Here is a 25,706-nt window from a genome sequence, read left to right as displayed (position 1 = left end):
ACGGATGCTGCCGTCAGCGCAGGTACTGACGGACCTCCTCGCCCGCCTCGTCGCCGTACGCCTTCACGAACCGCTCCATGAAGTGGCCGCGGCGCAGCTGGTACTCCTGCGTGCCCACGGTCTCGATGACCAGCGTCGCGAGCATGCAGCCCACCTGCGCCGCCCGCTCCAGCGAGACGCCCCAGGCCAGGCCGGACAGGAAGCCCGCGCGGAAGGCGTCGCCGACACCCGTGGGGTCGGCCTTGCGCTCCTCCTCCGCGCAGCCGACCTCGATCGGGTCCGCGCCGGCCCGCTCGATGCGCACACCGCGCGAGCCGAGCGTGGTCACCCGGTGGCCGACCTTGGCGAGGATCTCCTCGTCGGTGAGGCCGGTCTTGGTCTGGATGAGGCCCTTCTCGTACTCGTTCGAGAAGAGGTAGGTGGCGCCCTCCAGCAGGATCCGGATCTCCTCGCCCTCCATGCGGGCGATCTGCTGCGAGAAGTCGGCGGCGAACGGGATCGAGCGGGACCGGCACTCCTCCGTGTGGCGGAGCATCGCCTCGGGGTCGTCGGCGCCGATCAGCACCAGGTCGAGGCCGCCCACCCGGTCGGCGACCGTCTTGAGCTCGATCAGCCGGGCCTCGCTCATCGCGCCCGTGTAGAAGGAGCCGATCTGGTTGTGGTCGGCGTCGGTGGTGCATACGAAGCGCGCGGTGTGCAGGGTGTCGGAGATGCGGACCGACTCGGTGTCGACGCCGTGCCGGTCGAGCCACGCCCGGTACTCGTCGAAGTCGAAGCCTGCCGCGCCGGCCAGGATCGGCCGGGTGCCGAGCTGGCCCATGCCGAACGCGATGTTCGCGGCGACACCGCCGCGGCGCACGTCGAGGTTGTCGACGAGGAAGGAGAGCGAAACCGTGTGCAGCTGGTCCGCGACGAGCTGGTCGGCGAACCGGCCGGGGAAGGTCATGAGGTGGTCGGTGGCGATGGAGCCGGTGACTGCGATGCGCACGACGGGGATTCTCCTGCGGAATAAGAAGGTGCGCGCGATAGCGCTCGTGGGAAGGGCGGCGGTGGGAGACGGGAGGCTGCGTTGACAGTTCACGCTACCCGGTCAGGGGCGGGCGCTGTAGTTGACGAAACTACCCGATAGTAGATCTTTCTTCGCGGCCTCGACCGTGCCTACGGTTCCCTCATGACGAACCTCAAGGGCTCCTCGTCCGCCGCGTCCGGCACCCCCGTCTCCCCCGCCCCCGGTGATCTGGAGGGCGGCCTCGACACCCTGCGCGGCGACTGCGCGCGGATGGCCCAGCGCTGGCCGGCGCCCGCGCGCACCGCGTCCCGCCCGGTACCGCCGTCCCGCATCCGCAGGGTCTCGGTGTCGAAGCGCTCGGTGCGGCTGCTGGAGGGCATGTCCGAGTACGGCGACTGACCCCCGCTCACCCGTACGGCGTAGGCCCGGGAACCTCCCGCCCACCTCCCTCGTCCCATGGTCGTCCCCCCACGCGGGGCACGCGTGACACGGACCGGCGAGGAGCGATGCGGTGAACACGGAGCGACCTGAGAACCCGTCGGGGGAAGTCCCCGAGGCACCGGACGAGCGGGAGATCCCCGCGGGGCGTTCCCGACGGCGCTCGCGTGCCGTCGTCCTCTCCGCCCTGGCCGCCGTCCTGCTGGTCGGCGGCGGTGGCGCGTACGTCGCGGCGAGCGACGGCCCGGGCGGTCGTACGACCCCCGCCGCGGCGGACTCCACCACTCCCCCGCCGCTCGCCCTGGACGCGGGACCGGACCCCTACGGCGCCCGTTACGTGGCGCAGGGCGCGCTGCCGAAGGGGCCCGGCGCGGCGGCGGTGTACGGGGCGGGGGCGGAGGTCCGCGAGGACCAGGTGGTCCGGCTGGCGAAGGCGCTCGGGGTGAGCGGGACGCCGGTGGCCGAGGCGCACGGCTGGCGGATCGGCGGCAAGGACGGTTCGGGACCGACCCTCCAGGTGAACCGGGACGCGCCGGGCAACTGGACCTTCAGCCGGTACGCGCCGGGGACCGACGACTGCGGGAAGGGCCCCCTGTGCGCGCCCGGTCCGGTGGGTCCGACCGGGGCGCCGGTGAGTGCGGCGGCGGCCGAGAAGGCGGCGGCGCCCGTGCTGCGGGCGGCCGGTCTGGACGGCGCGCGGACCGATGCGGGACAGCTCATGGGCAAGCAGCGGGTGGTGACCGCCGACCCGGTGGTGGGCGGGCTGCCCACCACCGGCTGGTCGACCGGGCTGACGGTCGGCGGCCAGGGTGAGGTGGTCGGCGGGCACGGGCTGCTGTCGACGCCGGTGAAGGGGGCGACGTACCCCGTCCTGGACGCGGAGAAGACCCTCGCGCTGATGAACGCGGCACCGAAGGGCGACCACCGGATGGGGCCCGGCGGCTGTGCGAGCCCGGCGCGGTTCGCGACGCGTCTGGAGGGGCCGTGCGGGCAGGCGTCCCCGACGTCCTCCGGGACGGTCGCCGTGGACAAGGCGGTGTTCGGCCTGACCGCGCACACGGTCGGCGGCCGGCCGGCCCTGGTGCCGTCCTGGCTGTTCACGACGCGGGACTCGGGGACGGTGTCGTACCCGGCGATCGACCCCCGCTATCTGACTTCCTCGTCCCCTTCTTCGCCCTCGTCGCCCTCGGCGTCGCCCACGAGCCCCGGGAACGCGGTCAAGATCACCGGCTACACGGCCGACGACCGGAAGCTCACCGTGAGCTTCTTCGGCGGGCTGTGCGCCGACTACACGGCGGCGGCCCGGGAGAGCGCCACCCGGGTGACGGTCACGGTCACCGAACACCGGCAGGAGGGCAAGGTCTGCCCGATGATCGCCAAGGAGTTCACGCGGACCGTGCGGCTGAAGGCGCCGGTGGACGGCCGGACGGTGGTCGGCGCGGACGGCGCGCGGCTCCCGCAGGCGAAACCGGGCGCGGCGCGGCCGTAGCCCCCGCCCGGCAAAGGCTCGCTCCCGTACGGCAGGCGCTCGCCTGCCGGTGATCCGTTCGAGCGGTTGTCCAACAGCCCTTCCTTCGCCCTCTGCGACCGCATCGATGTGCCGGTTAACGTGACATTTCAGCGGTTTTCCGACGGGCGAGCAACGGAAGGGCCCGGCATGTCCAACCACTTCACCGGCCTCAGTCTTGGACCACCACTCGGCGACCAGCGCCTGGATCTGTGCGACCTGTACGCCTTCGCGGCACCCGCCGATCCGAGCAGGACCGTGCTCATCCTGAACGCCAACCCGAACGCGGACGCCCTGCATCCCGACGCCGTGTACCGCCTGAACATCGACAACGACGGCGACTATCTGACCGACGTCGCCTTCAGCTGGGTGTTCGGCCCGCCGGCGGCGGACGGCTCGCAGACCTACAGCGTCTTCATGGCGACCGGCGCGGAGGCCCGGCGGTCCGAGGCGGTCGGCACGAAGCTCGTCGCGGATGCCGCGGTCTCCTTCGGCCCGGGGGCCAATGTGGTCACCTTCGGCGAGTACCAGGTGGCCGCGGGCAGCCGCAGCGATGCCTTCTTCTTCGACTTCGACGGGATCAAGAACCTGTTCGACACCAGCGGCAAACGGAATTTCACCGCGCCGCACCTGGGCGGCGAGTCCCCCTGGACGGGGGTCGATTCCAACGCCTCGGCCAATGTCTTCTCCATGGCCGTCGAACTGCCGACGGCGGAACTCGCCGCCCAGTCCGACCTGCACATCTGGGGCCGGTGCAGCGTCCTGCGCGAGGGCGAACTCGTCCACGCGGACCGGGCAGGACACCCGTCGATCAGCAGCTTCTTCAACACCGACGACACGAAGGAGGAGTACAACGCGAGCGAGCCGGCGAACGACCGGGCCAGATGGACGGACCAGTTCGTCCATCTGCTGGGCCACACCGGCGGCTACTCGCGCGAGGAGGCGATCGCCGCGCTCGACGAGCACGGCATCCTGCCGGACGTACTGCACTTCGACCCGTCCAGGCCCGCGGTGTACCCGAACGGCCGGACGTTCACGGAGGACGTCATCGACATCCGCGTCGCGTTCCTCACCAAGAACGAGGCGCCGCCCACCGGTCTGTCGCCGCACACCGACACCCTGGACCGGTTCCCCTACCTCGGCGACCCGCACCCGGCTTCCTGAGGGAGTCCCGAGCGGGTACGACGGAGGCGGCGAGCCCCCTTCACGGGGGCCGCCGCCTCTGTCGTCAGCCGATCTTCACACCCGATGGCGATCGCTCAGCCGGATGATTCAGCTGAAGGAGTCACCGCAGGCGCAGGAGCCGGTCGCGTTCGGGTTGTCGATCGTGAAGCCCTGCTTCTCGATCGTGTCCACGAAGTCGACGGTGGCGCCGCCCAGGTAGGGGGCGCTCATGCGGTCGGTGACGACCTTGACCCCGCCGAAGTCCTTCTCCACGTCGCCGTCGAGGGCACGCTCGTCGAAGAACAGCTGGTACCGCAGGCCCGAGCAGCCGCCGGGCTGAACGGCGACGCGCAGCGCGAGGTCGTCACGGCCTTCCTGGTCGAGCAGGGCCTTGACCTTGGCCGCGGCGGCGTCGGTCAGGATGATGCCGTCGCTGACGGTTGTGGTCTCGTCCGATACGGACATCTACATCTCTCCCGGGTTGTACGGAGACTGCTTGCCGACGAGTGCAACCGGCGCTTCCGCGGATTCATTCCGGGCCGGGCGTCACGTGGTCGCGATTTTGCCTTCTGCCCCTTCATGCTCGCATACGCGGGCGAAGGCGCACAGCGGCCCGCGGGGGGATCGGGGGTGGACGGCCCGGGATTCACGTCACATGAACACGAGGGCCATCGTCAAACTGACGTGAAGCGTTTATGATAGATAGCGTCAGATAGACGAAAAATAGAAAGGGTGCGTGTCGTGACCACCGCCCAGACCCCGGAGCTCGACGTCCAGCCGACTCCGCTCGCCCTGTTGCTGCTCGGCCGCGAGGCCGACCCGAAGAGCGAGCGCGGTGTCGAGTGCCCCGGCGATCTGCCCTCGCCGTCCGATCCGGACCTGGTCGAGCGCGCCCGCGCCGCCAAGGAGAAGCTCGGCGACAAGGTGTTTGTGCTCGGTCACCACTACCAGCGTGACGAGGTGATCCAGTTCGCCGACGTCACGGGCGACTCCTTCAAGCTGGCCCGGGACGCGGCCGCGCGTCCGGAGGCCGAGTACATCGTCTTCTGCGGTGTGCACTTCATGGCCGAGTCGGCGGACATCCTCACCTCCGCCGACCAGAAGGTCGTCCTGCCGGACCTCGCGGCCGGCTGCTCCATGGCCGACATGGCGACGGCCGAGCAGGTCGCGGAGTGCTGGGACGTGCTGACCGAGGCCGGGATATCCGAGCAGGTCGTGCCGGTGTCGTACATGAACTCCTCGGCCGACATCAAGGCGTTCACCGGCAAGCACGGCGGCACCATCTGCACGTCCTCCAACGCCGAGCGGGCGCTGGACTGGGCGTTCGAGCAGGGCGAGAAGGTGCTCTTCCTGCCCGACCAGCACCTCGGCCGCAACACCGCCGTGCGGGACATGGGGATGTCCCTGGAGGACTGCGTCGTCTACAACCCGCACAAGCCGAACGGCGGCCTGACCGCGGACGAGCTGCGCGCCGCGAAGATGATCCTGTGGCGCGGCCACTGCTCGGTCCACGGCCGCTTCAGCCTGGAGTCGGTCGAGGACGTGCGCGCCCGTATCCCCGGGGTGAACGTCCTGGTCCACCCGGAGTGCAAGCACGAGGTCGTGGCCGCGGCGGACTACGTCGGCTCGACCGAGTACATCATCAAGGCCCTGGAGGCGGCCCCCGCCGGCTCGAAGTGGGCGATCGGCACGGAACTGAACCTGGTCCGCCGCCTCGCCAACCGCTTCGCCCCCGAGGGCAAGGAGATCGTCTTCCTCGACCGCACGGTCTGCTTCTGCTCCACCATGAACCGCATCGACCTCCCCCACCTGGTCTGGACCCTGGAATCCCTCGCCGAGGGCAACCTGGTCAACCACATCCAGGTCGACGAGGAGACGGAGAAGTTCGCGAAACTGGCCCTGGAGCGGATGCTGGCCCTGCCGTAGCCTCCGGCGCGCTGCCGTCACCACCCGCGGTACACACGAAGAGGGGCACCCCCGGATCTCCGGGGGTGCCCCTCTTCGTGTGGGACCGGTGTCAGACCTGGGCCAGGTCCGGCTTCGCCGGGGCGGGCGGCTGCCGTTTGGCCGACTTCTTCTTCGCGCGGCGTTCCTTGCGGAGCTCCAGCATGGCGTAGAGGGTCGGGACCAGCAGGAGGGTCAGCAGGGTGGAGGTGATCAGGCCGCCGATCACCACGACCGCGAGCGGCTGGGCGATGAAGCCGCCCTCGCCCGTTATGCCCAGGGCCATCGGCAGCAGGGCGAAGATCGTGGCCAGGGCGGTCATGAGGATGGGGCGCAGACGGTGGCGGCCCCCCTCGATCACGGCTTCGACCACGCCGTAACCCTGGGCCCGGTACTGGTTGATCAGGTCGATCAACACGATCGCGTTGGTCACCACGATGCCGATCAGCATCAGCATGCCGATCATGGCGGGGACGCCCATCGGGGTGCCCGTGATGATCAGCAGGCCGAGGGCGCCGGTCGCCGCGAACGGGATGGAGACCAGCAGGATCAGCGGCTGGGCCAGCGAGCGGAACGTCGCGACCAGCAGCATGAAGACGATCGCGATCGCGGCCAGCATGGCGAGGCCGAGGTTCTTGAAGGCGTCGTTCTGGTCGGAGGTGACACCGCCGATCTGGGCCTCGGCGCCCGCGGGCAGCTTCAGGGCCTTGATCTTCGACTGGAGCTGGGTGCTGACCGCGCCCGTGTTGTCACCGGTCGGCTTGGCCGTGATCGTCGCGGCGCGCTGGCCGTCGATCCGGGTCAGCGAGACCGGCCCGTCCACCAGCTTCACCGTGGCGATGTCGCCGAGCTCGACCGGGCCGAGGCGCAGCTTCTTCAGCTGGGCGACGGTCGTCGCGGGCTCGGCCGACTTGATGACGACATCGCGCTCGGTGTCGTCGAGGGTCGCCTTCGCCGTCGTCGTACCGCGCACCGCCTGCGCCACCGCCGCGCCGAGCTTCTGGTTGTCGAAACCGGCCGCGGCCGCCTTGGCGTTGGCCGTCACCGAGATCCGCGGCACGCTGGTGGACAGGTCGCTGGTGACGTCGGTGACGCCGTCCAGCCCGGCCACGGTGGAGCGGACCTGCTCGGCCGCCGTACGCAGGGCCTGCGGGTCGGCGGACTTCACCACGACGCTGAGGTTCTGGCTGCCGAAGCCGCCACCGGCCGACACCGTGGTCGTACCGATGCCCTTGAGGTCCTTCAGGCCGCTCTCCAGGTGCTGCTGCACGCTGTCGTACGACTTCGAGTCCTTCAGCATCACCTGGTAGGACGCCTGGTTGGTGTCCGTGCCGCCGCCGAAGGCCGCCATGAAGCCGGAGGAGCCCACGGTGACCTGGTAGTCCTTGACGCCGTCGGTGGCGGCGAGGAGCTTCTCGACCTTCTTTGCCTGCGCGTCGGTCGCGGCCAGGCTGGTGCCGGGCCTCAGCTCCTGCTTGATCGTGATGACCTCCTGCTCGCCCTGGTCGAAGAAGTTGGTCTTGAGCAGTCCGGACATGCCGAACGTGACGACCAGGACGACGATCGCGATCAGCACGCTGGTGAGGCGGCGGCGCGTCGCGAAGCGCAGCACGGGGACGTAGGCGCGCTGGAGGCGGCTGTTCGCCTCCTTCTCCTCGGCCTTGCGGCGGGCCTCCGCCGCGTCCTCGGGGGTGCCCTTGGGGGCGCGCAGGAACCAGAAGGACAGCACGGGGACGACGGTCAGCGAGACCAGCAGGGAGGCCAGCAGGGCCGCCGTGACGGTGATGCTGAAGGAGCCGAACAGCGCGCCCACCATGCCGCCGACCAGGCCGATCGGCAGGAACACCGCGACCGTGGTGAGGGTGGAGGAGGTGACCGCGCCGGCCACCTCGCGCACCGCCTCGATGATCGCCGAGCGGCGCTCCTCGCCGTAGCCGAGGTGCCGCTTGATGTTCTCCAGGACCACGATCGAGTCGTCCACGACCCGGCCGATGGCGATGGTCAGCGCGCCGAGCGTGAGCATGTTCAGGGACAGGCCGTCGGTCCACAGCACGATCAGCGCGAGCACGACGGACAGCGGGATGGACACCGCGGTGACCAGCGTCGAGCGCAGCGACGCGAGGAAGAGCAGGATGACCAGGACCGCGAAGAGCAGGCCGAGCGCGCCCTCGGTGGTCAGGCCCTTGATGGACTTGGAGACGGCCGGGCCCTGGTCGCTGACGACCGTCAGCTTGGCGTCTGCGCCGAGCTGTTCGCGCAGCCCGGGCAGCTTGTCCTTGACCGCGTCGGAGATGGTGACGGCGCTGCCGTCGTGGTCCATGGTCACGTTGACGGCGAGGCTGGGCCGGCCGTCGGTGCGGGTGAGGGAGTCGGCCGGGGCGGGCTGCTCCTTGACCGTGGCCACATCACCGAGCCGTACGGCCTTGTGGGCGCCCGCGCCGCTGACGGTGAGGTCCTTGATCTGCTCCAGCGTGGTGAAGCCGCCGCCGACCTGGACGGTGCGGTTGGCGCCGTTCTCGTCGAAGGAGCCGGCCGGGACGCTCGCGCCGCCGGCCTGGAGCGCCTGGGCGAGAGCGGCGGGGGTGAGGCCGTCCCGGGCCAGCTCGGCGTTGTCGGGCGTGACATTCACCTGGAGGTCGCGGACGCCGGTGACCTGGACGCGGCCGACGCCGTCGATGTCCTTCAGGGCCGGTACGACCGTCTTGTCCAACTGGTCGGCGAGCGCCTGCTGGTCCTTGCCGGAGGTGGCGGCGAGCACGACGGTCGGCATGTCGTCGGTGGAGCCGGAGATGACCTGCGGGTCGACCTCGGAGGGCAGCTGGTTGCGGGCCCGGTTCACGGCCTGCTGCACATCGGCGACGATCTGCTTGGTGTCGTTGCCGTAGTCGAAGGACGCCATGATCACGGCGTTGCCCTCGCCCGCGGTGGAGGTGACCGAGGTGACCCCATCGACGCCCTGAAGGCCGTCCTCGATGGGCTCGACCACCTGCTTCTCGACCGCGTCGGGCGCGGCGCCCTGGTACGGCGCGATCACCGAGACCATGGGCAGGTCGATGGTGGGCAGCAGCTGCTGCTTGATCTGGGGTATCGCGATCGCGCCGAAGACCAGGGCGACGATCGAGATCAGGCCGATGAGGGCCCGTTGGGACAGGCTGAATCTGGACAGCCAGGACATGGGTGAGGGTCTCTCTTCCGTGAGCGGCAGAAGCGCTCCCGGTCACCGAGGAGACAGGGGACACCAGGGACCCCAAAGGTGCGCGGGAAGCGGCGACGGACGCCCAGGAGCGTCCACACCCCACCACCTTCGGCCATCCGGGAGGCCCGGCCGTAGGCCGCAGGTCCCGTTTCCTTACCCGCCTCCTACTCCGCGCGCAGTACACGCGGGTGGAGATGTACGGAGGTACGCGGGTGGAGATCAGTCCACCCGCGGCCGGACGAGCCCGGACTCGTACGCGATCACCACGAGCTGGGCGCGGTCGCGCGCGCCGAGCTTGGCCATGGCCCGGTTGACGTGCGTCTTCACCGTCAGCGGGCTGACCGCGAGGCGTTCGGCGATTTCGTCGTTGGAGTGGCCGCCGGCCACCTGGACGAGCACCTCGCGCTCGCGTCCGGTCAGCGCGCCGAGGCGTTCGGCGTGCACGGGGGAGCGGCCGTCGTCGCCGTCGCCCTGGGCGAGGAAGCGGGCGATCAGGCCCTTGGTGGCGGCCGGGGAGAGCAGGGCGTCACCGCCCGCGGCGATCCGGATGGCGTTGAGGAGTTCCTCGGGTTCGCTGCCCTTGCCGAGGAAGCCGGAGGCGCCGGCGCGCAGCGACTGCACGACGTAGTCGTCCACCTCGAAGGTGGTCAGGATGACCACGTGTACCTGGTCGAGTTCGGCGTCCTCGCTGATCAGGCGGGTGGCGGCGAGGCCGTCGGTGCCGGGCATGCGGATGTCCATGAGGACGACGTCGGGGCGGCGCTCCTTGGCCAGCAGAACCGCCTGCGCGCCGTCGGACGCCTCCCCCACCACGTCCATGTCGGGCTCGGAGTCGACCAGCACCCGGAACGCGCTGCGCAGCAGGGCCTGGTCGTCGGCGAGCAGGACACGGATCGTCATACGGGCTCCCCCGGTGCCGTCGTACGGCCCTCGATGCGGGTGTCGGTGGTGCTGACCGGCAGGATCGCATGGACGCGGAAACCGCCGCCGTAGCGGGGGCCGGTGGTGAGGGTGCCGCCGAGGGCGCCGACGCGTTCGCGCATGCCGAGGAGGCCGTGGCCGCCGCCCTTCCCGTGGTCGGAGTCGGGGATGTTCTCGGGGTCGTGCTCGGGGTGGGAGCCGGGGGCGGGGGCCGCGCCGGTGCCGTCGTCCACGACCGTGACCTCGATGTTCCGTCCGACGCGTACGACGCTCACCTCGGCCCGCGCGCCCGCGCCCGCGTGCTTGCGGACGTTGGTCAGGGCCTCCTGGACGATCCGGTACGCGGCGAGGTCCACGGCCGCGGGGAGGCGGGTGTCCTGGTCGGTGCGGGCGACCGCCACCGGCAGGCCCGCGCTGCGGAAGGTGCCGGCCAGCTCCTCCAGGAGGCTGAGGCCGGGGGCGGGTTCGGTGGGCGCCTCCGGGTCGCCGGACTGGCGGAGCAGGCCGACGGTGGCGCGCAGCTCGTTGAGCGCGCTGCGGCTGGCCTCGCGGACATGGGCGAGGGCCTCCTTGGCCTGGTCGGGGCGCTTGTCCATGACGTGGGCCGCGACACCGGCCTGCACATTGACCAGGGCGATGTGGTGCGCGACGACATCGTGCAGGTCGCGGGCGATGCGCAGGCGCTCCTCGGCGACCCGGCGGCGGGCCTCCTCCTCCCGGGTGCGTTCGGCGCGTTCGGCGCGTTCCCGGATGGCCTGGACGACGGCCCGGCGGCTGCGGACCGCGTCGCCCGCGGTGGCGCCGATGCCGGTCCAGGCGAGGACGCCCAGGTTCTCCTGCGCGTACCAGGGCAGGGGTCCGGCGAGCATCGCGGCGGCGGTCAGCACGGTCATGGTGAGCAGGCCGACGCGGAAGGTGGTGGTGCGGTCGGTGGTGGCGGCGACCGTGTACAGGGCGACGACGGCGGACATCGTGACGGGCGCGCGGGGGTCGCCGGTGACGCACTCCACCACGGAGAGGGTGCCGGTGAGGGCGAGGACGGTGCGGGGGACGCGGCGACGGAAGACCAGGGCGAGGGCGGCCAGCAGCATCAGCAGCAGGCTCAGGGGAGCGGGGATGTGGGTGCCCCAGGTGACGCCCTGCCCGTCCTTGGGAGTGGCGAGGGAACCGGCGACCATGCAGGCGAGAACGGCCGCGGCGAGGCCCGCGTCGAGCGCGAGGGGGTGGGCCTTGAGCTCGCAGCGGGCGCGTTCGAGAGTGGTCACACGAGGAACAGTACGGTCCGGGCACCGGCGGACGGCGGCGTTCACGGAACGAGGCCGGCCGGGGGTGCGCGGGCGCTCAGTCCGGGATCAGGCCGTCCTCGTCGAGCATGGTGCGGACCTCGGCCAGGGACGCGTCCGGGCCCGGGAGGATCAGGTCGGAGGGTTCCAGTTCGTCGTCGGCGAGGGAGGTGCCGAGCCGGCGGACCGCGTCGAGGAGGGCGGCGAGGGTGCGCCGGAAGCCCTCCTCGTCGCCGCTCTCCGTCTCGGCCAGCAGCTCGTCGTCGAGCTTGTTCAGCTCGGCGAAGTGGGAGTCGTCCAGCCTGACCTGGCCCTCCCCCATGATCCGTACGATCACGTCGGCCTCCTCGGCTCGTCTCCCGGCTGCGGACCGGCTGGTGCGCGCTACTGCTTGTCGAAGCGCGGGGTGTCCTGCGGCTGCTGCTGGGCCTGCGGCCGGCCCTGACCGGCGCCGCCCTCGATGGCCTGCTGCTGGGTGCCGCCGGCCAGTTCGGCCTTCATCCGCTGAAGTTCCAGCTCTACATCACTACCACCGGAGAGCCGGTCCAGCTCGGCCGCGATGTCGTCCTTGGCCATGCCGGACGGGTCGTCCAGGGCACCGGAGGCGAGCAGCTCGTCGATGGCGCCGGCCCGGGCCTGGAGCTGCTGCGTCTTGTCCTCGGCGCGCTGGATCGCGAGGCCGACGTCGCCCATCTCCTCGGAGATGCCGGAGAACGCCTCGCCGATCCGGGTCTGGGCCTGGGCGGCGGTGTAGGTGGCCTTGATGGTCTCCTTCTTGGTGCGGAAGGCGTCCACCTTGGCCTGGAGGCGCTGGGCCGCCAGGGTGAGCTTCTCCTCCTCGCCCTGGAGGGTGGCGTGCTGGGTCTCCAGGTCGGTCACCTGCTGCTGGAGCGCGGCGCGCCGGGACAGCGCCTCGCGGGCGAGGTCCTCGCGGCCGAGCGCGAGCGCCTTGCGGCCCTGGTCCTCCAGCTTCCCGGACTGCTGCTGGAGCTGGTTGAGCTGGAGCTCCAGGCGCTTGCGGCTGGTCGCCACGTCGGCGACCCCGCGACGCACCTTCTGGAGCAGCTCCAGCTGCTTCTGGTACGAGTAATCGAGGGTCTCGCGCGGGTCCTCGGCCCGGTCAAGGGCCTTGTTCGCTTTCGCGCGGAAGATCATCCCCATACGCTTCATGACACCGCTCATGGGCTTCGCGCGCCCCCTTCTGACGGACTCCAGCTCACCGATCCTGCGACAAGACCCACAGTACGGGCCTTGCCTCCATTACCGCACTGTCCGGGGCGTGATGCGCTCATCCCCAAGAACGACTGCGGACAGTACCGCTCCGGCGCAGGGAGGAGACGGTCCCCCGACCCGGACCTCACCCGAAGCCCGCTCGAACCCGCCGGAACGCCCCCTCTGCGTCGTACAGACGCACGGTGTTGCCGGATCGTTCCCGGCCGGGCTGGGGTCCATGCCCCGGATGCCCTTACCCTTGGTCTTTGTGTTCCGTAGCCGTGCCAAGGAAGAGAAGTCCCAGGCCGACCAGCCGGTGAACTTCTCCAAGCAGCCCCGTGACCCGCAGGCCCCCAAGGGCAGGCCCACGCCCAAGCGCAGTGAGGCCCAGTCCCAGCGCCGCAGCGTCGCCAACACGCCGACGACGCGCAAGGACGCCTCCAAGCGTCAGCGCGAGGAGCGCCGCGAGGCGCTCCAGAAGCAGCGCGCGGCGCTGGCCGGCGGCGACGAGCGGTACCTGCCGGCCCGCGACAAGGGCCCCGTCCGCAGGTTCGCCCGTGACTGGGTGGACTCGCGGTTCAACGTGGCGGAGTTCTTCCTGCCGCTCGCCATCGTGATCCTCGTGCTCAGCGTGGTGCGGGTGCCCTCGATCCAGAACATCGCGCTGCTGCTGTGGGCCGTGGTGATCGTCCTGATCGTGGTGGACGCCGCCGTCAGCGGTCTCCGTCTGAAGAAGCGCCTCAAGGAGCGCTTCCCGGACGGCAACACGCGCGGCGCGGTGGCCTACGCCCTGATGCGTTCGCTCCAGATGCGCCGGCTCCGGCTGCCGAAGCCGCAGGTCAAGCGCGGAGAGCGGCCCTGAGCGCAGACGCTTTCACCGGGGGTGCGGCGCACTCCTGGCTGGACAAAGTGGGCGGGCTCCGGGATGTCGTACGCCAGGAACTGGTGGCGCGGCAGCTGGACGAGCAGATAGCCGGGCGGTTCCCGGTCGGGCGCCGACTGCGGGTGCTCGACGTGGGGATCGGGCAGGGCACCCAGGCCCTGCGCCTGGCCCGCCTCGGCCATCAGGTGACCGGGGTCGAGCAGGACCCGGTGATGGTCGCGGCGGCGCGCGAGGCGCTGGCCCGGGAGCCGGAGGGCATCCGGGAGCGGGTGCGGCTGGTGCAGGGCGACGGCCGGGACACCGGGGTGCACTTCCTGCCGGGCAGCTTCGACCTGGTGCTCTGCCACGGTGTGCTGATGTACGTCGCCGAGCCCGATCCGCTGGTGGCGGGCCTGGCGCGGATGCTGGCGCCGGGCGGACTGCTCTCGCTGCTGGTGCGCAACGGCGACGCGCTCGCCATGCGGCCCGGTCTCGCCGGTGACCCGGCGGGCGCGCTGGCCGCCTTCGACACCACCTCGTACACCAACCGCCTCGGCCTGAACGTGCGGGCCGACCGGCTGGCCGAGCTGACCGCGACCCTCGCGGGCATCGCCGCCCCGCTGCACGCCTGGTACGGCGTGCGGGTCTTCTCCGACCTGGCGGCGGACGACGCGCCGCCGCCGCACGACCTTCCGGCGCTGCTCGCCGCCGAGGAGCGGGCGGGCCGCACGGACCCCTACCGGGGCGTCGCGGCGCTGCTGCATCTGTGCGGGGTACGGGGCTGAATCCCCCCGGGGTCGTACCGGCCGCGTCCCGCGGGGTCGTACCGGCTGCGCGGAGTACGGGGCCGAGCCCGATCGGGGCAATACGGCGGGCCCGCTGACCGGCGCGCGGCCAGACTCGGTGCATGGACGCTTCCGCTTCCCGTACCCCGGCCCTGTGCCGCATCTTCCTCGCCGTCGTCCTGCTGTGCTGCGCGGCGCTCGCGACGGGCTGCGAGGGCCCCGGCGTCCCGAGCGCGCGGCGGCCCGGTGCGGCGACGGCGAGCCCGGTGACCGTGCCGATGGCGGCGGGCGATCTCCAGAGCGCCTACCAGCGGGTGATCAGGCAGGCGCTGCCCTCGGTCGTGCAGATCGAGGCGAGCCGCGATCTGGGCTCCGGGATCGTGTTCGACGACCGGGGGCACATCGTCACCAACGCGCATGTCGTCGGCGACGAGAAGACCTTCCGGGTGACCACGGCGGGCAACGAGGAGCCGCTCACCGCGAGTCTGGTCTCCTCCTACCCCCAGCAGGATCTCGCCGTGATCAAGCTGGACCGGGTGCCGGACGGGCTGAAGCCCGCGGTGTTCGGGGACTCCGAGAAGGTGGAGGTCGGCCAGATCGTGCTGGCCATGGGCTCGCCGCTCGGGCTGTCGTCCAGCGTGACCCAGGGGATCGTCTCGGCGACCGGACGGACCGTCAGCGAGGGCAGCAGCGGCGGGGGCACCGGCGCCACCATCGCCAACATGGTGCAGACCTCGGCGGCCATCAACCCGGGCAACAGCGGCGGCGCGCTGGTCAACCTCGACGGGCAGGTCGTCGGCATCCCGACGCTGGCCGCGGCCGATCCCAACCTGGGCAACGCGGCGGCCGGGATCGGCTTCGCCATCCCCGCGTCGATGGCGCGGACCATCGCCGGTCAGATCGTGCGCGAGGGCCGGGTCGTGGACTCGGGCCGGGCCGCGCTCGGCATCACCGGGCGGACCGTGGTGGACGACCGCCTCCAGCCGGCCGGGGTCGCCATCGCGACCGTACACAGCGGGGGCCCCGCGGCGCGGGCCGGGCTGCGCACCGGCGACATCGTCACCAAGGTCGGCAGCCAGTCCATCACCACCATCACCTCGCTCCAGGAGGCCCTGGCGGCGGACAGGCCGGGCCAGCGGACGACGGTCACGTACCAGCGCGACGGGGCGGAGCGGACGGCGCAGGTGACGCTGGGCGAGCAGTGAGGGCGGGGGCGAGGGGGGTGAGGAGGGGTACGGCCTTCCGGGTGCCGGTGTCCGGGCATCCGGGGGCGCCCGGGGCGCCGGGGGTGCGCCCCCTCCTCACCGCGGTGTCAGGAGGCGTCGGCGTGCAGGCTCATCGGGCCGTAGATCTCGGTGGTCTCCTCGAACAGCCGTACCTGGTCCGCGCCGCCCTCCATCAGGTCCCGCCAGTGCTCCCCGACCCAGGACTCGGCGTCCCCCTGGGTGGTGAACTCCTCGGGCTGGACCGCGGGCTGGACCTCCGTCCCGTCGGCCTTCTCGAACCGCCACGTCCATGCCGTCATATGGGCCTCCTAGTGATCCGACACCTGCTGGAAGAGTAGACGGAAGCGCACTACCCGCTCGGACAGGCGAAAATCGTCCCGTGGAAGTGACTCTGCTCGGTACCGGTGCCCCCGCCGGCCTGCCCCGCCCCGACTGCCCCTGTGCCGCCTGCGCGACGGCGCTGGGCCCGCACGCGCGGGCGGCCACCGCGCTGCTGGTGGACGGCGTGCTGCTGCTCGACCTCACCCCCGGCGCGGCCTTCGCGGCGGCGCGGGCCGGGCACTCGCTGGGCGGGGTGCGCCAGGTGCTGCTGTCCCACCCGCACGACGGGCCCCCGGTGGAGGTCCCGGCCGGGGTGCCGCATCCGGTACGGGTGCCGGACGGGCGGGAGCTGACGCTGCTGACGGGGCATCGGGTGCGGGCGGTGGCGATGGACGCGGGCGGCACGGGGTACGCGGTGACCGGTCCGGACGGCCAGCGGCTGCTGTACCTGCCGCCGGGCGGGGCGCCTGCGGGTCTGGAGACGGCGTCGGCGGAGTCGTACGACATGGTCCTCGCCGATGTCGTCGGCCGGCCGGACGCGCTGGCCCGGCTGCGGGCGGTCGGCTCGGTGGGGCCGACGACGGATGTGCTCGCGGTCCATCTCGGCCACGATGTGCCGCCGGGCGGTGAACTGCGCCGCCGGCTCGCGGCGGCGGGGGCGCGGGCGGTGCCCGACGGTACGACGCTGGTGGTCGGCGCGTACGAGGACGTGCCCGATGTGCCCCGGCGCACGCTGGTGCTCGGCGGGGCGCGTTCCGGCAAGTCGGTCGAGGCGGAGCGGCGGCTGGAGTCCTTCCCCGACGTGCTGTACGTCGCGACCGGCGGGACGCGGGGCGGGGACACCGAGTGGGCGGCGCGGGTGGCGGCGCACCGGGAGCGGCGGCCGGGGTCGTGGCGTACGTCCGAGACGACGGATCTGCTGCCGGTGCTCGCGGCGGACGGCCCGCCGGTGCTGATCGACTGTCTGTCGCTGTGGCTGACGGACGTGATGGACGAGGTGGGGGCGTGGGACGACGCGGAGTGGGCGGGCGGGGGCGAGAAGGCGCTGCGGGAGCGGGTGCGGGAGCTGGCGGAGGCGGTGCGGTGCGCGCGGCGGACGGTGGTGGCCGTGTCGAACGAGGTGGGCTCGGGGATCGTGCCCGCGACGGCGTCCGGGCGGCGGTACCGGGACGAACTGGGGCGGCTGAACGCAGCGTTCGCGTCGGAGTGCGAGCAGGTGCTGCTGGTCGTGGCGGGGCAGGCGATGGTGCTGCGGGGGTGAGCCGGGCGGCCCCGTGAGGACGTCGGGCGGTAGCGGCCGCTATCCGGCGGCCTTGCGGGCCACGAGCCGGTGGTGGTGGAGGTACGGAATCCGCAGGACGCCGGGCAGGATCGCACAGGAGGGGATCTCCACGTCGGCCGGTGTCCAGGTCCCGCCGAGGACGAGATGGCCGCCGGGGCGCAGGACCGTCAGCGCGCAGTGGAGTTCGGCCGGGTCGGCGGGCGGCCCGAAGAGGCTCACCACGTCGTAGCGGGCGCGCAGGCGGGGCGCCACGTCGCTCAGCCGGCCCCGGTACGCCTCCTCGACCCGCTCCTCGGCCAGCGCCCGCTCCACCCGGTCCGTCGGGTCGACGCCGTCGAAGCTCGTGTACGGGAAGAAGCGCTTCGCCGCCTGGGGGAAGTGGCCGTATCCGGTGCCCACGTCCAGCCAGCTCTCCGGTTCGGGGAGCGACGACAGCGCGCGGGCGGTGAGGCGGTGCCGCATCCGGGCCAAGTGGTGTGCGTAGAAGCTGCGTTGGAGGAGGGGCTCCGGTGTGCGGGGCGAGGTCGGCATGGACGGCGGCTCCCTGTGCGACATTTCGCTGCAAAACGGAACGTATGGGATGCCGATCCTGGACGCAATGACATCGCCGGGTCGTGGTGGCGATGTGGCGCGGAGCCGTTCGCCCGCTGGCGGTACTGTTCGGCGAATGAGCAGGATTGATCTGGACGAGTTCACCGATCTGATCGAGCGCCCGGACGGAGGCATGCGCCGTGACGCCGAGACCCGGCGAGAGCGCCAGATCGTGCCGCCCGGGGCGCTGGGGCGCCTGGACGAGCTGGGCGAGTGGCTGGCCGCCGCGCAGAGCGCCGTACCGGTACGGACCGTCGAACGGCCGCGGCTGATCCTCTTCGCCGGCGACCACGGCATCGCCGGACTGGACGTCTCGGTGCGGCCCGCGGGCGGCGCGCGGGAGCTGGTGCGGGACGTGCTGGAGGGCGTGAGCCCCGCCGCGGTGCTGGCGCGCCGGCTCCAGGTGCCGGTCCGGGTCGTGGACGTGGCCCTGGACTGCGACCCGGCCGACCTCCCCGAGGACGTCGTACGGCACCGGGTGCGGCGTGGCAGCGGCCGTATCGACATCGAGGACGCGCTCACCGAGGAGGAGGCGGACGCCGCGCTGCGGGCCGGTATCGCCGTGGCCGACGAGGAGGCCGACTCCGGTACGGACCTGGTGGTGCTCGGCGACATCAGCGTGGGCGGCACCACCGCGGCCGCGGTGCTGATCGCGGCGCTGTGCGGGACCGACGCGTCGGTGGTGACCGGGCGGGGCGGTGTCGCGATCGACGACCTCGCCTGGATGCGCAAGTGCGCGGCGATCCGGGACGCGCTGCGCCGGGCGCGGCCGGTGCTCGGCGACCAGACGCGGCTGCTGGCCGCGGTCGGCGGGGCGGACCTCGCGGCGATGACCGGGTTCCTGCTCCAGTGCGCGGTGCGCAAGCTGCCGGTGATCCTGGACGGCGTGGTGAGCGCGGCGTGCGCGCTGGTCGCGCAGCGGGTCGCGTTCCGGGCGCCGGACTGGTGGCTGGCGGCGCACGACAGCGGGGAGCCGGGGCAGGCGAAGGCGCTGGACCGGATGGCCCTGGAGCCGCTGCTCCAGCAGGGCGTGAAGGTCGGCGAGGGCGCGGGCGCGCTGCTGGCGCTCCCCCTGGTGCAGGCCGCGGCGGCGCTGGCCGCGGAGATGCCGGAGCGGGAGCCGGAGCCCGAGCCCGAGCCGGAGACCGAGAAGGAGCCGGAGCCGGGGCTGGAGTCGTAGCCGGAGCCGGCGCGAAAGCCGGAGCCGGGGCCGGAGTCGGGACCGGGACCGGAGTCGGAGCCGGGGCCGGAGTCGGGACCGGGACCGGAGTCGGAGCCGGGGCCGGAGTCGGGACCGGGACCGGAGTCGGAGCCGGGGCCGGAGTCGGGACCGGGACCGGAGTCGGAGCCGGGGCCGGAGTCGGAGCCGGGGCCGGAGCCGGGACCGGGGCCGGAGCCGGGACCGGGGTTGGAGCCGGGGCCGGAGTCGCGATCGGGACCGGAGCCGGAGCCGGGGCCGGAGCTGGAGCCGGGGCCGGAGCCGGAGCCGGGGCCGGAGCTGGAGCCGGGGCCGGAGCTGGAGCCGGGGCCGGAGCTGGAGCCGGGGCCGGAGTCGGCATAGACGGGTGGCGGCCGGTTCGGCACCGCCGGGCCGCGCCGTCCCGGCCGAGCGCCGTCGCGGCCGAGCGCCGTCGCGGCGGGATGACACTCCTGCGCCACCGTGCCGGTGAGACCCGCGCGGGCCCTGGCTCGATAAGAGCGGTCCGTCAAGGTGGCGCCCATATGATCCGTTCCCATGGGAGATGCCCGGATTGCCACCGCGCCGCGCGCGGGGCGGAGCGGTCGGTCGAAGCGGAGCGGTCGGACGAGGCCGGGCGGCGGTCGGGCGGGGTGGCCCCCAAGGCCGCGGCCTTCGCCGTCTGGTACCTGCGGGTCGTCGCGTTCATCAACTTCCTCACCGCGGTGTGGGTCTCGCTGTACCAGGACGTGCGCCGGCACAACCAGGACGACTTCTTCACGCCGTACCTGCTGACCGCCGGCTTCGCCTCCGGTGTGTTCACCGCGTTCCTGGCGGTCACGATGCGCCGCCGCAAGCGCGCGGCCTGGATTCTCAACCTCGTGCTCAGCGGCGTCTTCCTCGCGCTGTTCGCGTTCGCCATGGCGTTCCCGGAGATCCACCGGTACGCGCAGAACTGGGTGTCGCTGGTACTGACGGCCGTGTTCGTCGCGGCGCTGCTGGTGGGGCGGCGGGAGTTCTACGCGAAGGGCGACCGCGCCAACCCCCGGCTCGCCGCCACCGTCGCCGTCGGCGGCGGGCTGGCCGCCAGCCTGCTGGCCGGGCTGCTGGTGACGGTCACCAACCACGCGCCGGACGCGGCCCGTTCGACGTTCTGGGAACGCTGGCACTACGGCACCCTGCGCCTGGTCTCGGTCTCCGCCGACGAGCGCCACTTCCCCGGCATCGCCCCTCCCACCTGGGCCAACGTGGTCGTCAACGTGCTCAGCACGGCCCTGGTCCTCGCCGTGTTCTACGCCGCCTTCCGCTCCCGGCGCGCCGTCGACCCGCTCACCGCCGACGACGAGGAACGGCTGCGGGCGCTGCTGGAGCGGCACGGCGAGCGGGACTCCCTCGGCTACTTCGCGCTGCGCCGGGAGAAGAGCGTGGTGTGGTCGCCGACCGGCAAGGCGGCCGTCGCCTATCGCGTGGTCGGCGGGGTGAGCCTCGCCTCCGGGGACCCGCTCGGCGACCCCGAGGCATGGCCGGGCGCGATCGTGCCGTGGCTGGCCGAGGCGCGGGCGCACGGCTGGATCCCGGCGGTGATGGGGGCGGGCGAGGAAGCCGGCACCGTCTACCACCGGCACGGCCTGGACGCCCTGGAGCTCGGCGACGAGGCGCTCGTGGAGGTCGCCGACTTCACCTTGGAGGGGCGGGCGATGCGCACCGTGCGGCAGGCGTACAACCGGGTGCGGCGGGCCGGGTACGAGGTGCGCGTGCGGCGCCACGAGGACATCCCGGCGGCCGAGATGGCGGTGCTCGTCGAGCGCGCGGACGACTGGCGGGACGGGGCGACCGAGCGCGGGTTCAGCATGGCGCTGGGGCGGCTCGGGGACCCGGCGGACGGCCGGTGCGTGATGCTGGAGTGCAGGGACGCCGAGGGACGGCCGCGCGCGCTGCTGTCCTTCGTGCCGTGGGGCCCGGGCGGGCTGTCGCTGGACCTGATGCGGCGGGACCGCGCCTGCGAGAACGGGCTGATGGAGTTCATGGTCATCGAACTGCTGCGGCGCGCCGGGGAGATCGGGGTCACACAGGTCTCGCTCAACTTCGCGATGTTCCGCTCGGTCTTCGAACGTGGTGCGCGGCTCGGCGCCGGACCGGTGCTGCGGCTGTGGCGCTCGCTGCTCAGCTTCTTCTCCCGCTGGTGGCAGATCGAGTCGCTGTACCGCGCCAACGCCAAGTACCGGCCCATCTGGGAGCCGCGGTTCCTGCTCTTCGAGAAGAGCGCGGACCTGCCGCGCATCGGCCTCGCCTCGGCCCGCGCGGAGGGCTTCCTGGAGGCGCCGGGACTGCCCAAGTGGGCGCACCGGGGACGGCTCGGGGCGCGCCGATGACCGTACCGGGGTAGGGATTTACGCATGGGATCGCTCGTCCGCTGGGCCCGCGCCGAGTGGGGACCGCTGTACGGCACCGTGCGCGGACCCCTGCTGGGACCGCGCCGGTGGGCGATGCCGATGACCGCGCTGCCGATGACCGCCGCGGCGGTGCTGCTGACCGCGCTGCTCCAGTTCGCGCAGAACCGGCCCTGGGGCTTCCGGCTGGTGCAGAGCCTCGGCGCGGTCCGGGCCGAGGACCCCCTGTGGCTGGGCCTGCTGCGCACCCCCCTGTCCCTGTTCGTGCCCGCGCTCGACCTGCCGGTGTGGGGGCGCTGGCGCAGATCCTGCTCGTGTTCGGGATCGCCGAGCTGTGCCTGGGCTGGTGGCGCACGCTCCTCATCGCGTATCTCGCCACCCTCGCCGGGACGCTGTACGCGCGCCTCGGCATCACCCTCGGCGCGCACGCCCCCTTCGGGCTGCCCTGGACGGACGCGCAGGTGGTGGACACCGGCCCGTCGGCCGCCGTGGTGGGCCTCGCGGTGTTCGTGGCCTGGCGGCACGGCGCGTACGCCACCACGGGCGCGGTGACCGTGGCGATGGTCGCGGAGGTGCTGCTGAAGGAGAACCTGGCGGGCAAGGAGCATCTGGCCGCGCTGATGGCGGTGGGCTCGCTGTGCCTGGCGGTGGCGGTACGGCACCGCCCGTACCCGCTGCTTCAGCGGCGGCCGTCGGGCAGCCGGGCCGGGTCGGGCCTGCCGCCGATCCAGTCCTGAACGGCGCGGCTGCGCGGGGTCCAGCGGCGGTCGTGGCGGTAGGCGCGCAGGGTGGCCCGGGCGCGGGCGCGGGGGCGGCGGCCGTAGAAGCGGCGGGCCCAGAAGGAGTCGGGGCGGGCCAGGCGGAGCGCGCCGACCAGCGCGACCAGCGGCACGATCGCGCCGAACACCGCGGTGCGGGTCTTGCCCTTGCTCAGGGCGACCAGGGAGAGCGCGAAGTTGGCCGCGATGTTGGCGATGACGGTGCCGCGGTCGGCGACTTCCTCCTGGGTCAGGTCGTTGACGCCGAACGGCACGAACCCCGCGAGCAGCAGTCCCACCAGGGCGGCGGTGAGCACGACGGCCTCGACGCTCTGGCGGCCCTCCTCGGTCCAGTAGACGTCCTGCAGATGCAGGATCAGCGCGAACTCGTCCAGGACCAGGCCCGCGCCGATCCCGAAGACCACCGCGGCCAGCGCCCCGCCGGTGCCGTGCCGGTCGCTGGCGACCGCGCCGAAGCCGCCGACGACGGTGAGCACCACCCCGGGGACCACATGGTGGATGTGCAGGCCGCCCGCGCTGACATTGCGGAACGGGCCCCGGCCGGCCCGGATCAGACGGGTGATCACCCGGGTGACGACGAACGTCAGCACGAACGCGGTGAGGGCGAGCAGCAGCGGAAGCTTGCCCGGCTCGACGATGTTCCGCACCCACCAGTGCCCCATGTGCGCACTTTATCCCCGGAGCCCGGCCGACGGCGGGCCCGCGGCCGCCGGGTAGCCTGCGCCGATGCGCACGTCCTCGCCCCTCGACGGTCTCCGGTTCGCCTTCGGCACGCTCACCGTGCTGCCCGTACGGGTGCACCGCTGGGACCGGGGGGCCGCGCGCGGGGGCATGCTCGCCGCCGTCCTGGTGGGCCTGGTCGCGGGCGCCCTCTCGGTCGCCCTGGCGCTGCTTCTGCTCCTGCTGGGCGCGGGCCCGCCGCTCGCCGCCGTCGGCTCGGTCGCCGTACCCGCCGTCCTCACCCGGGGGCTGCATCTGGACGGGCTCGCCGACACCGCCGACGGGCTGGGCAGCGGCAAGCCGGCCGAGGAGGCGCTGAGCGTCATGAAGCGGTCGGACATCGGCCCGTTCGGGGTGCTCACCCTGGTCCTGGCGCTGCTGGCCCAGGTGGCGGTGCTGGCGCAGTCGTACGACGACTCGTGGGCGCGCGGCGCCGCGGCGGCGGTGATCTCCGCGGTGACCGCCCGGCTCGCGCTCACCCTGGCCGCCCGCGGCGGGGTGCCGGCCGCGCGGCCCGAGGGGCTCGGGGCGGCCGTCGCCGGGGTGGTACCGGTGCCGGGCGCGCTCGCGCTCACCGTGCTGTGCGCCGCGGGCGCGGCCGCCTGGGGCCTGGAGTCCGGCCCGTACGGCGCCCTGCGCGCTGCGGCCGCCGTGCTGTTCGCGCTCGCCGTCGCCGAACTCCTGCTGCGCCGCTGTGTGCGCCGCTTCGGCGGGGTGACCGGGGACGTGTTCGGCGCGCTCGCGGAGACGGCCGCGACGGCGTCCCTCGTGGTGCTGGCCTTCGGACCCTGACGGAGCGTGTCGCAACTCCCTCGCGCGAGGGGGTATTTGAATACGAAAAGCAAGGCCACAGGGCCTGCCCCGACGGGTGGTGGGGGCCGCCGCGCCGCGTACGGGTGAACACCGGGGGCATGAGCGCGGGGTGGCACGCGCGTAGTCTCGTCCCGGGTGTCCGCCCGAACGGCGGTAACCCCGGTTGCCACCTGCCCCCAGACCTGGACCTAGGGTCGGCTGTCGGGCCCGGTCGACCCACCCCAAGCAACTTCACACCGGAAGCGAGAATTCACCACCGTGACTGCTCTGACTCTCAGCACCGCCGCGGCGCCCGGCCTGCGGGCCGACGCGATCGTGATCGGTGTCGCCAAGGGCGCCAAGGGACCCGTCGTCGCGCCGGGCGCCGAGGCCGTGGACAAGGCGTACGACGGCCTGGCCGGCGTCCTGGAGACCCTCGGCGCCTCGGGCGCGGAGGGCGAGCTGACGAAGCTGCCCGCCCCGGCGGGCTTCAAGGCCCCGCTCGTGGTGGCGGTGGGCCTGGGCGCGGAGCCGGACCCGAAGGACGCGGAGGCCGGCTTCGACGCCGAGGCGCTGCGCAAGGCCGCGGGTACGGCGGCGCGCGCGCTCGCCGGCGTCAAGAAGGCCGCGTTCGCGCTGCCCGTGGACGGCCCCGGCGCCCTGGAGGCGATCGGCGAGGGCGTGCTCCTCGGCGCGTACACCTTCGACTCCTACAAGGAGAGCAACCGCAAGGCGAAGGGCGCCCGCGCGAAGAAGGGCAAGGCCCCGCTGGGCGAGGGCGTGCTGCTCGGCGCCAAGCCGCGCGACGCCGCCCACAAGGGCGCCCTGGCCCGCGCCCTCGCGGTCGGCGAGGAGCTGAACCGCGCCCGCGACCTGGTCAACCTCCCGCCGAACGACCTCACCCCGGAGAGCTTCGCGGGCATCGTGCAGGGCGCGGCCAAGGAGCACGGCCTCAAGGTGCAGGTGCTCGACGAGAAGGCGCTGACCAAGGGCGGCTACGGCGGCATCCTCGGCGTCGGCGGCGGCTCGGCCGCGACCCCGCGCCTGGTCAAGATCGCGTACACGCACCCGAAGGCCGAGCGGAGCCTCGCCTTCGTCGGCAAGGGCATCACCTACGACTCGGGCGGCATCTCGCTGAAGCCGGCCGGTCACAACGAGACGATGAAGTGCGACATGGCGGGCGCGGCGGCGGTCTTCGCGGCCGTCGTCGCGGCGGCCCGGCTCGGCCTCCAGGCGAACGTCACCGGCTGGCTGGCGCTGGCCGAGAACATGCCGTCCGGTTCGGCGGTGCGCCCGGGTGACGTGCTGCGCATGTACAGCGGCAAGACGGTGGAGGTGCTCAACACCGACGCCGAGGGCCGGCTGGTGCTCGGCGACGCGCTGTGGGCCGCGTCGCTGGAGGAGCCGGACGCGATCGTGGACGTCGCGACGCTGACCGGCGCGATGATGGTGGCGCTGGGCAGCCGGACGATGGGTGTCCTCGCCAACGACGACGCGTTCCGCACCGCGGTGTACGAGGCGGCGGAGGAGACCGGCGAGCCGGCGTGGCCGATGCCGATGCCGGAGCACCTGACCAAGGGCCTGGAGTCCCAGGTCGCCGACATGACCAACGTGGGCGAGCGCTGGGGCGGCGGGCTGCTGGCCGGCCTCTTCCTGCGCGAGTTCGTGGGCGAGGGCATCAGCTGGGCGCACCTCGACATCGCGGGACCGGCCTTCAACGAGGGCGGGCCCTTCGGGTACACGCCGAAGGGCGGCACCGGCACCGCGGTGCGCACGCTGGTGCGCCTCGTGGAGCTGACCGCCGCGGGCGAGCTGGGCTGACCCAAGGGAGAGCCCGGCCGCTCCCGTTAGCGGGGCGGCCACCGGGGGCGTGGGGGCCGCGTGCGCGGTCCCCACGCCCCTTCGGGCCGGCTGCCGCCGGACTTCGTGGCAGGTGAGACCCGACAAATGCGCGCGCCCACACGGCGGAGCCGCACACCGGACGGGGCCCCGCACCCCTTCGGGGCGCTGGAGTGGGACGTCTCACACACCAGCCCGGCGTCTCGTCCGCCTCCAACAAGTGCAAAGATGGAGCCCGGCAGGACAGGGCCCCCACCGAAGGGCCGAA

Annotated in this window: 22 protein-coding genes and 1 pseudogene; 13 read left to right on the top strand and 10 right to left on the bottom strand. The window is 72.9% G+C overall.

The window, feature by feature from the left end:
• Positions 1-13 precede the first annotated feature (13 nt).
• Positions 14-988 carry a carbohydrate kinase family protein gene (locus tag GHR20_RS26065; protein ID WP_111582340.1) on the bottom strand — a complete coding sequence of 325 codons (975 nt, stop codon included), beginning with the start codon at positions 986-988 and terminating at the stop codon, positions 14-16.
• A 183-nt stretch (positions 989-1,171) separates the two neighbouring features.
• Between GHR20_RS26065 and GHR20_RS26060 the strand changes: the two genes are divergently transcribed.
• The 3 genes from GHR20_RS26060 to GHR20_RS26050 all read left to right on the top strand — a co-directional run bounded on the left by GHR20_RS26060 (position 1,172) and on the right by GHR20_RS26050 (position 4,118).
• The gene (locus tag GHR20_RS26060; protein WP_153814545.1) at positions 1,172-1,408 is read left to right on the top strand and encodes a hypothetical protein; all 237 of its coding nucleotides are present in this window, start codon (positions 1,172-1,174) and stop codon (positions 1,406-1,408) included.
• A 112-nt stretch (positions 1,409-1,520) separates the two neighbouring features.
• A complete protein-coding gene (locus GHR20_RS26055) occupies positions 1,521-2,936 on the top strand; it encodes a hypothetical protein (RefSeq protein WP_243878136.1) in 1,416 nt (471 codons plus the stop codon).
• 168 nt (positions 2,937-3,104) lie between these two features.
• Positions 3,105-4,118 carry a DUF4331 family protein gene (locus tag GHR20_RS26050; RefSeq protein ID WP_153814544.1) on the top strand — a complete coding sequence of 338 codons (1,014 nt, stop codon included), beginning with the start codon at positions 3,105-3,107 and terminating at the stop codon, positions 4,116-4,118.
• Positions 4,119-4,226: 108 nt separating this feature from the next.
• Here the strand turns inward: GHR20_RS26050 and GHR20_RS26045 are convergent, their stop codons facing one another.
• Positions 4,227-4,583, bottom strand: a complete 357-nt coding sequence (locus tag GHR20_RS26045) for an iron-sulfur cluster assembly accessory protein (protein WP_037652949.1) — start codon at positions 4,581-4,583, stop codon at positions 4,227-4,229.
• Positions 4,584-4,859: 276 nt separating this feature from the next.
• On the opposite strand from GHR20_RS26045, the gene nadA reads away from it, so the two are divergent.
• On the top strand, positions 4,860-6,044 hold the full coding sequence (gene nadA, locus GHR20_RS26035; RefSeq protein WP_153814542.1) for a quinolinate synthase NadA: 1,185 nt from the start codon (positions 4,860-4,862) through the stop codon (positions 6,042-6,044).
• Positions 6,045-6,135: 91 nt separating this feature from the next.
• On the opposite strand, the gene GHR20_RS26030 is transcribed toward nadA, so the two are convergent.
• From GHR20_RS26030 to GHR20_RS26010, 5 genes are all read right to left on the bottom strand, one after another.
• Positions 6,136-9,237 (bottom strand): efflux RND transporter permease subunit, encoded by a 3,102-nt coding sequence (locus tag GHR20_RS26030; protein WP_153814541.1) that lies wholly within the window; start codon positions 9,235-9,237, stop codon positions 6,136-6,138.
• A gap of 240 nt (positions 9,238-9,477) precedes the next feature.
• The gene (locus tag GHR20_RS26025) at positions 9,478-10,158 is read right to left on the bottom strand and encodes a response regulator transcription factor (protein ID WP_111582336.1); all 681 of its coding nucleotides are present in this window, start codon (positions 10,156-10,158) and stop codon (positions 9,478-9,480) included.
• The gene (locus GHR20_RS26020; protein ID WP_153814540.1) at positions 10,155-11,444 is read right to left on the bottom strand and encodes a histidine kinase; all 1,290 of its coding nucleotides are present in this window, start codon (positions 11,442-11,444) and stop codon (positions 10,155-10,157) included. The genes GHR20_RS26025 and GHR20_RS26020 overlap by 4 nt, the downstream gene beginning before the upstream one ends.
• Before the next feature lie 76 nt (positions 11,445-11,520).
• Positions 11,521-11,799, bottom strand: coding sequence for a hypothetical protein (locus tag GHR20_RS26015; protein ID WP_111582334.1), 279 nt, complete (start codon positions 11,797-11,799; stop codon positions 11,521-11,523).
• 47 nt (positions 11,800-11,846) lie between these two features.
• On the bottom strand, positions 11,847-12,644 hold the full coding sequence (locus GHR20_RS26010; protein WP_111582333.1) for a PspA/IM30 family protein: 798 nt from the start codon (positions 12,642-12,644) through the stop codon (positions 11,847-11,849).
• Positions 12,645-12,912: 268 nt separating this feature from the next.
• On the opposite strand from GHR20_RS26010, the gene GHR20_RS26005 reads away from it, so the two are divergent.
• The 3 genes from GHR20_RS26005 (at position 12,913) to GHR20_RS25995 (ending at position 15,526) form a co-directional block, all read left to right on the top strand.
• Complete coding sequence (locus GHR20_RS26005; RefSeq protein ID WP_111582332.1) at positions 12,913-13,536, top strand: DUF3043 domain-containing protein; 624 nt, start codon at positions 12,913-12,915, stop codon at positions 13,534-13,536.
• A gap of 83 nt (positions 13,537-13,619) precedes the next feature.
• Positions 13,620-14,321, top strand: coding sequence for a methyltransferase domain-containing protein (locus tag GHR20_RS26000; protein ID WP_111582564.1), 702 nt, complete (start codon positions 13,620-13,622; stop codon positions 14,319-14,321).
• A gap of 122 nt (positions 14,322-14,443) precedes the next feature.
• Positions 14,444-15,526 (top strand): trypsin-like peptidase domain-containing protein, encoded by a 1,083-nt coding sequence (locus GHR20_RS25995; RefSeq protein WP_111582331.1) that lies wholly within the window; start codon positions 14,444-14,446, stop codon positions 15,524-15,526.
• A 107-nt stretch (positions 15,527-15,633) separates the two neighbouring features.
• Here GHR20_RS25995 and GHR20_RS25990 read toward each other — a convergent pair whose 3' ends face one another.
• Entirely contained in the window at positions 15,634-15,846 is a 213-nt protein-coding gene (locus GHR20_RS25990; protein ID WP_111582330.1) for a hypothetical protein, read from the bottom strand.
• 80 nt (positions 15,847-15,926) lie between these two features.
• Between GHR20_RS25990 and GHR20_RS25985 the strand changes: the two genes are divergently transcribed.
• On the top strand, positions 15,927-17,129 hold the full coding sequence (locus tag GHR20_RS25985; protein ID WP_111582329.1) for a bifunctional adenosylcobinamide kinase/adenosylcobinamide-phosphate guanylyltransferase: 1,203 nt from the start codon (positions 15,927-15,929) through the stop codon (positions 17,127-17,129).
• A gap of 39 nt (positions 17,130-17,168) precedes the next feature.
• Here GHR20_RS25985 and GHR20_RS38400 read toward each other — a convergent pair whose 3' ends face one another.
• A complete protein-coding gene (locus GHR20_RS38400; protein WP_343336022.1) occupies positions 17,169-17,681 on the bottom strand; it encodes a methyltransferase domain-containing protein in 513 nt (170 codons plus the stop codon).
• Between the two features lie 136 nt (positions 17,682-17,817).
• Here GHR20_RS38400 and cobT point away from each other — a divergent pair, with 136 nt between their 5' ends.
• From cobT to GHR20_RS36900, 3 genes and pseudogenes are all read left to right on the top strand, one after another.
• Entirely contained in the window at positions 17,818-18,921 is a 1,104-nt protein-coding gene (gene cobT, locus GHR20_RS25975; RefSeq protein ID WP_153814538.1) for a nicotinate-nucleotide--dimethylbenzimidazole phosphoribosyltransferase, read from the top strand.
• Between the two features lie 542 nt (positions 18,922-19,463).
• Positions 19,464-21,290, top strand: a complete 1,827-nt coding sequence (locus GHR20_RS25970) for a phosphatidylglycerol lysyltransferase domain-containing protein (RefSeq protein ID WP_243878135.1) — start codon at positions 19,464-19,466, stop codon at positions 21,288-21,290.
• Between the two features lie 24 nt (positions 21,291-21,314).
• Positions 21,315-22,045, top strand: a pseudogene (locus GHR20_RS36900) (hypothetical protein).
• On the opposite strand, the gene GHR20_RS25960 reads toward GHR20_RS36900, so the two are convergent.
• Positions 21,988-22,749: a hypothetical protein gene (locus GHR20_RS25960; protein ID WP_153814536.1), complete on the bottom strand. Its 762-nt coding sequence runs from the start codon at positions 22,747-22,749 to the stop codon at positions 21,988-21,990. The pseudogene GHR20_RS36900 and the gene GHR20_RS25960 sit on opposite strands and share 58 nt — an antisense overlap.
• Before the next feature lie 64 nt (positions 22,750-22,813).
• On the opposite strand from GHR20_RS25960, the gene GHR20_RS25955 reads away from it, so the two are divergent.
• The gene (locus tag GHR20_RS25955) at positions 22,814-23,599 is read left to right on the top strand and encodes an adenosylcobinamide-GDP ribazoletransferase (RefSeq protein WP_148027412.1); all 786 of its coding nucleotides are present in this window, start codon (positions 22,814-22,816) and stop codon (positions 23,597-23,599) included.
• A gap of 279 nt (positions 23,600-23,878) precedes the next feature.
• Positions 23,879-25,420: a leucyl aminopeptidase gene (locus GHR20_RS25950; protein WP_153814535.1), complete on the top strand. Its 1,542-nt coding sequence runs from the start codon at positions 23,879-23,881 to the stop codon at positions 25,418-25,420.
• Positions 25,421-25,706 lie beyond the last annotated feature (286 nt).

This window comes from Streptomyces sp. SUK 48 (assembly GCF_009650765.1).
Classification (GTDB): Bacteria; Actinomycetota; Actinomycetes; order Streptomycetales; family Streptomycetaceae; genus Streptomyces.
The sequence above is the reverse complement of the archived record's forward strand: the minus strand, read 5'-3'. Positions and strand labels throughout refer to the sequence as shown.

What these genes read in the sequence shown, in the direction of transcription:
- GHR20_RS26060 (WP_153814545.1), top strand. Translation starts at nt 1,172, where the DNA reads ATGACGAACCTCAAGGGCTCCTCGTCCGCCGCGTCCGGCACCCCCGTC.
- GHR20_RS26050 (WP_153814544.1), top strand. Translation starts at nt 3,105, where the DNA reads ATGTCCAACCACTTCACCGGCCTCAGTCTTGGACCACCACTCGGCGAC.
- GHR20_RS26045 (WP_037652949.1), bottom strand. Translation starts at nt 4,583, where the DNA reads ATGTCCGTATCGGACGAGACCACAACCGTCAGCGACGGCATCATCCTG.
- GHR20_RS26030 (WP_153814541.1), bottom strand. Translation starts at nt 9,237, where the DNA reads ATGTCCTGGCTGTCCAGATTCAGCCTGTCCCAACGGGCCCTCATCGGC.
- GHR20_RS26025 (WP_111582336.1), bottom strand. Translation starts at nt 10,158, where the DNA reads ATGACGATCCGTGTCCTGCTCGCCGACGACCAGGCCCTGCTGCGCAGC.
- GHR20_RS26010 (WP_111582333.1), bottom strand. Translation starts at nt 12,644, where the DNA reads ATGAGCGGTGTCATGAAGCGTATGGGGATGATCTTCCGCGCGAAAGCG.
- GHR20_RS26005 (WP_111582332.1), top strand. Translation starts at nt 12,913, where the DNA reads ATGCCCCGGATGCCCTTACCCTTGGTCTTTGTGTTCCGTAGCCGTGCC.
- GHR20_RS25995 (WP_111582331.1), top strand. Translation starts at nt 14,444, where the DNA reads ATGGACGCTTCCGCTTCCCGTACCCCGGCCCTGTGCCGCATCTTCCTC.
- GHR20_RS25990 (WP_111582330.1), bottom strand. Translation starts at nt 15,846, where the DNA reads ATGACGGCATGGACGTGGCGGTTCGAGAAGGCCGACGGGACGGAGGTC.
- GHR20_RS38400 (WP_343336022.1), bottom strand. Translation starts at nt 17,681, where the DNA reads ATGCCGACCTCGCCCCGCACACCGGAGCCCCTCCTCCAACGCAGCTTC.
- cobT (WP_153814538.1), top strand. Translation starts at nt 17,818, where the DNA reads ATGAGCAGGATTGATCTGGACGAGTTCACCGATCTGATCGAGCGCCCG.
- GHR20_RS25970 (WP_243878135.1), top strand. Translation starts at nt 19,464, where the DNA reads ATGATCCGTTCCCATGGGAGATGCCCGGATTGCCACCGCGCCGCGCGC.
- GHR20_RS25960 (WP_153814536.1), bottom strand. Translation starts at nt 22,749, where the DNA reads ATGGGGCACTGGTGGGTGCGGAACATCGTCGAGCCGGGCAAGCTTCCG.
- GHR20_RS25955 (WP_148027412.1), top strand. Translation starts at nt 22,814, where the DNA reads ATGCGCACGTCCTCGCCCCTCGACGGTCTCCGGTTCGCCTTCGGCACG.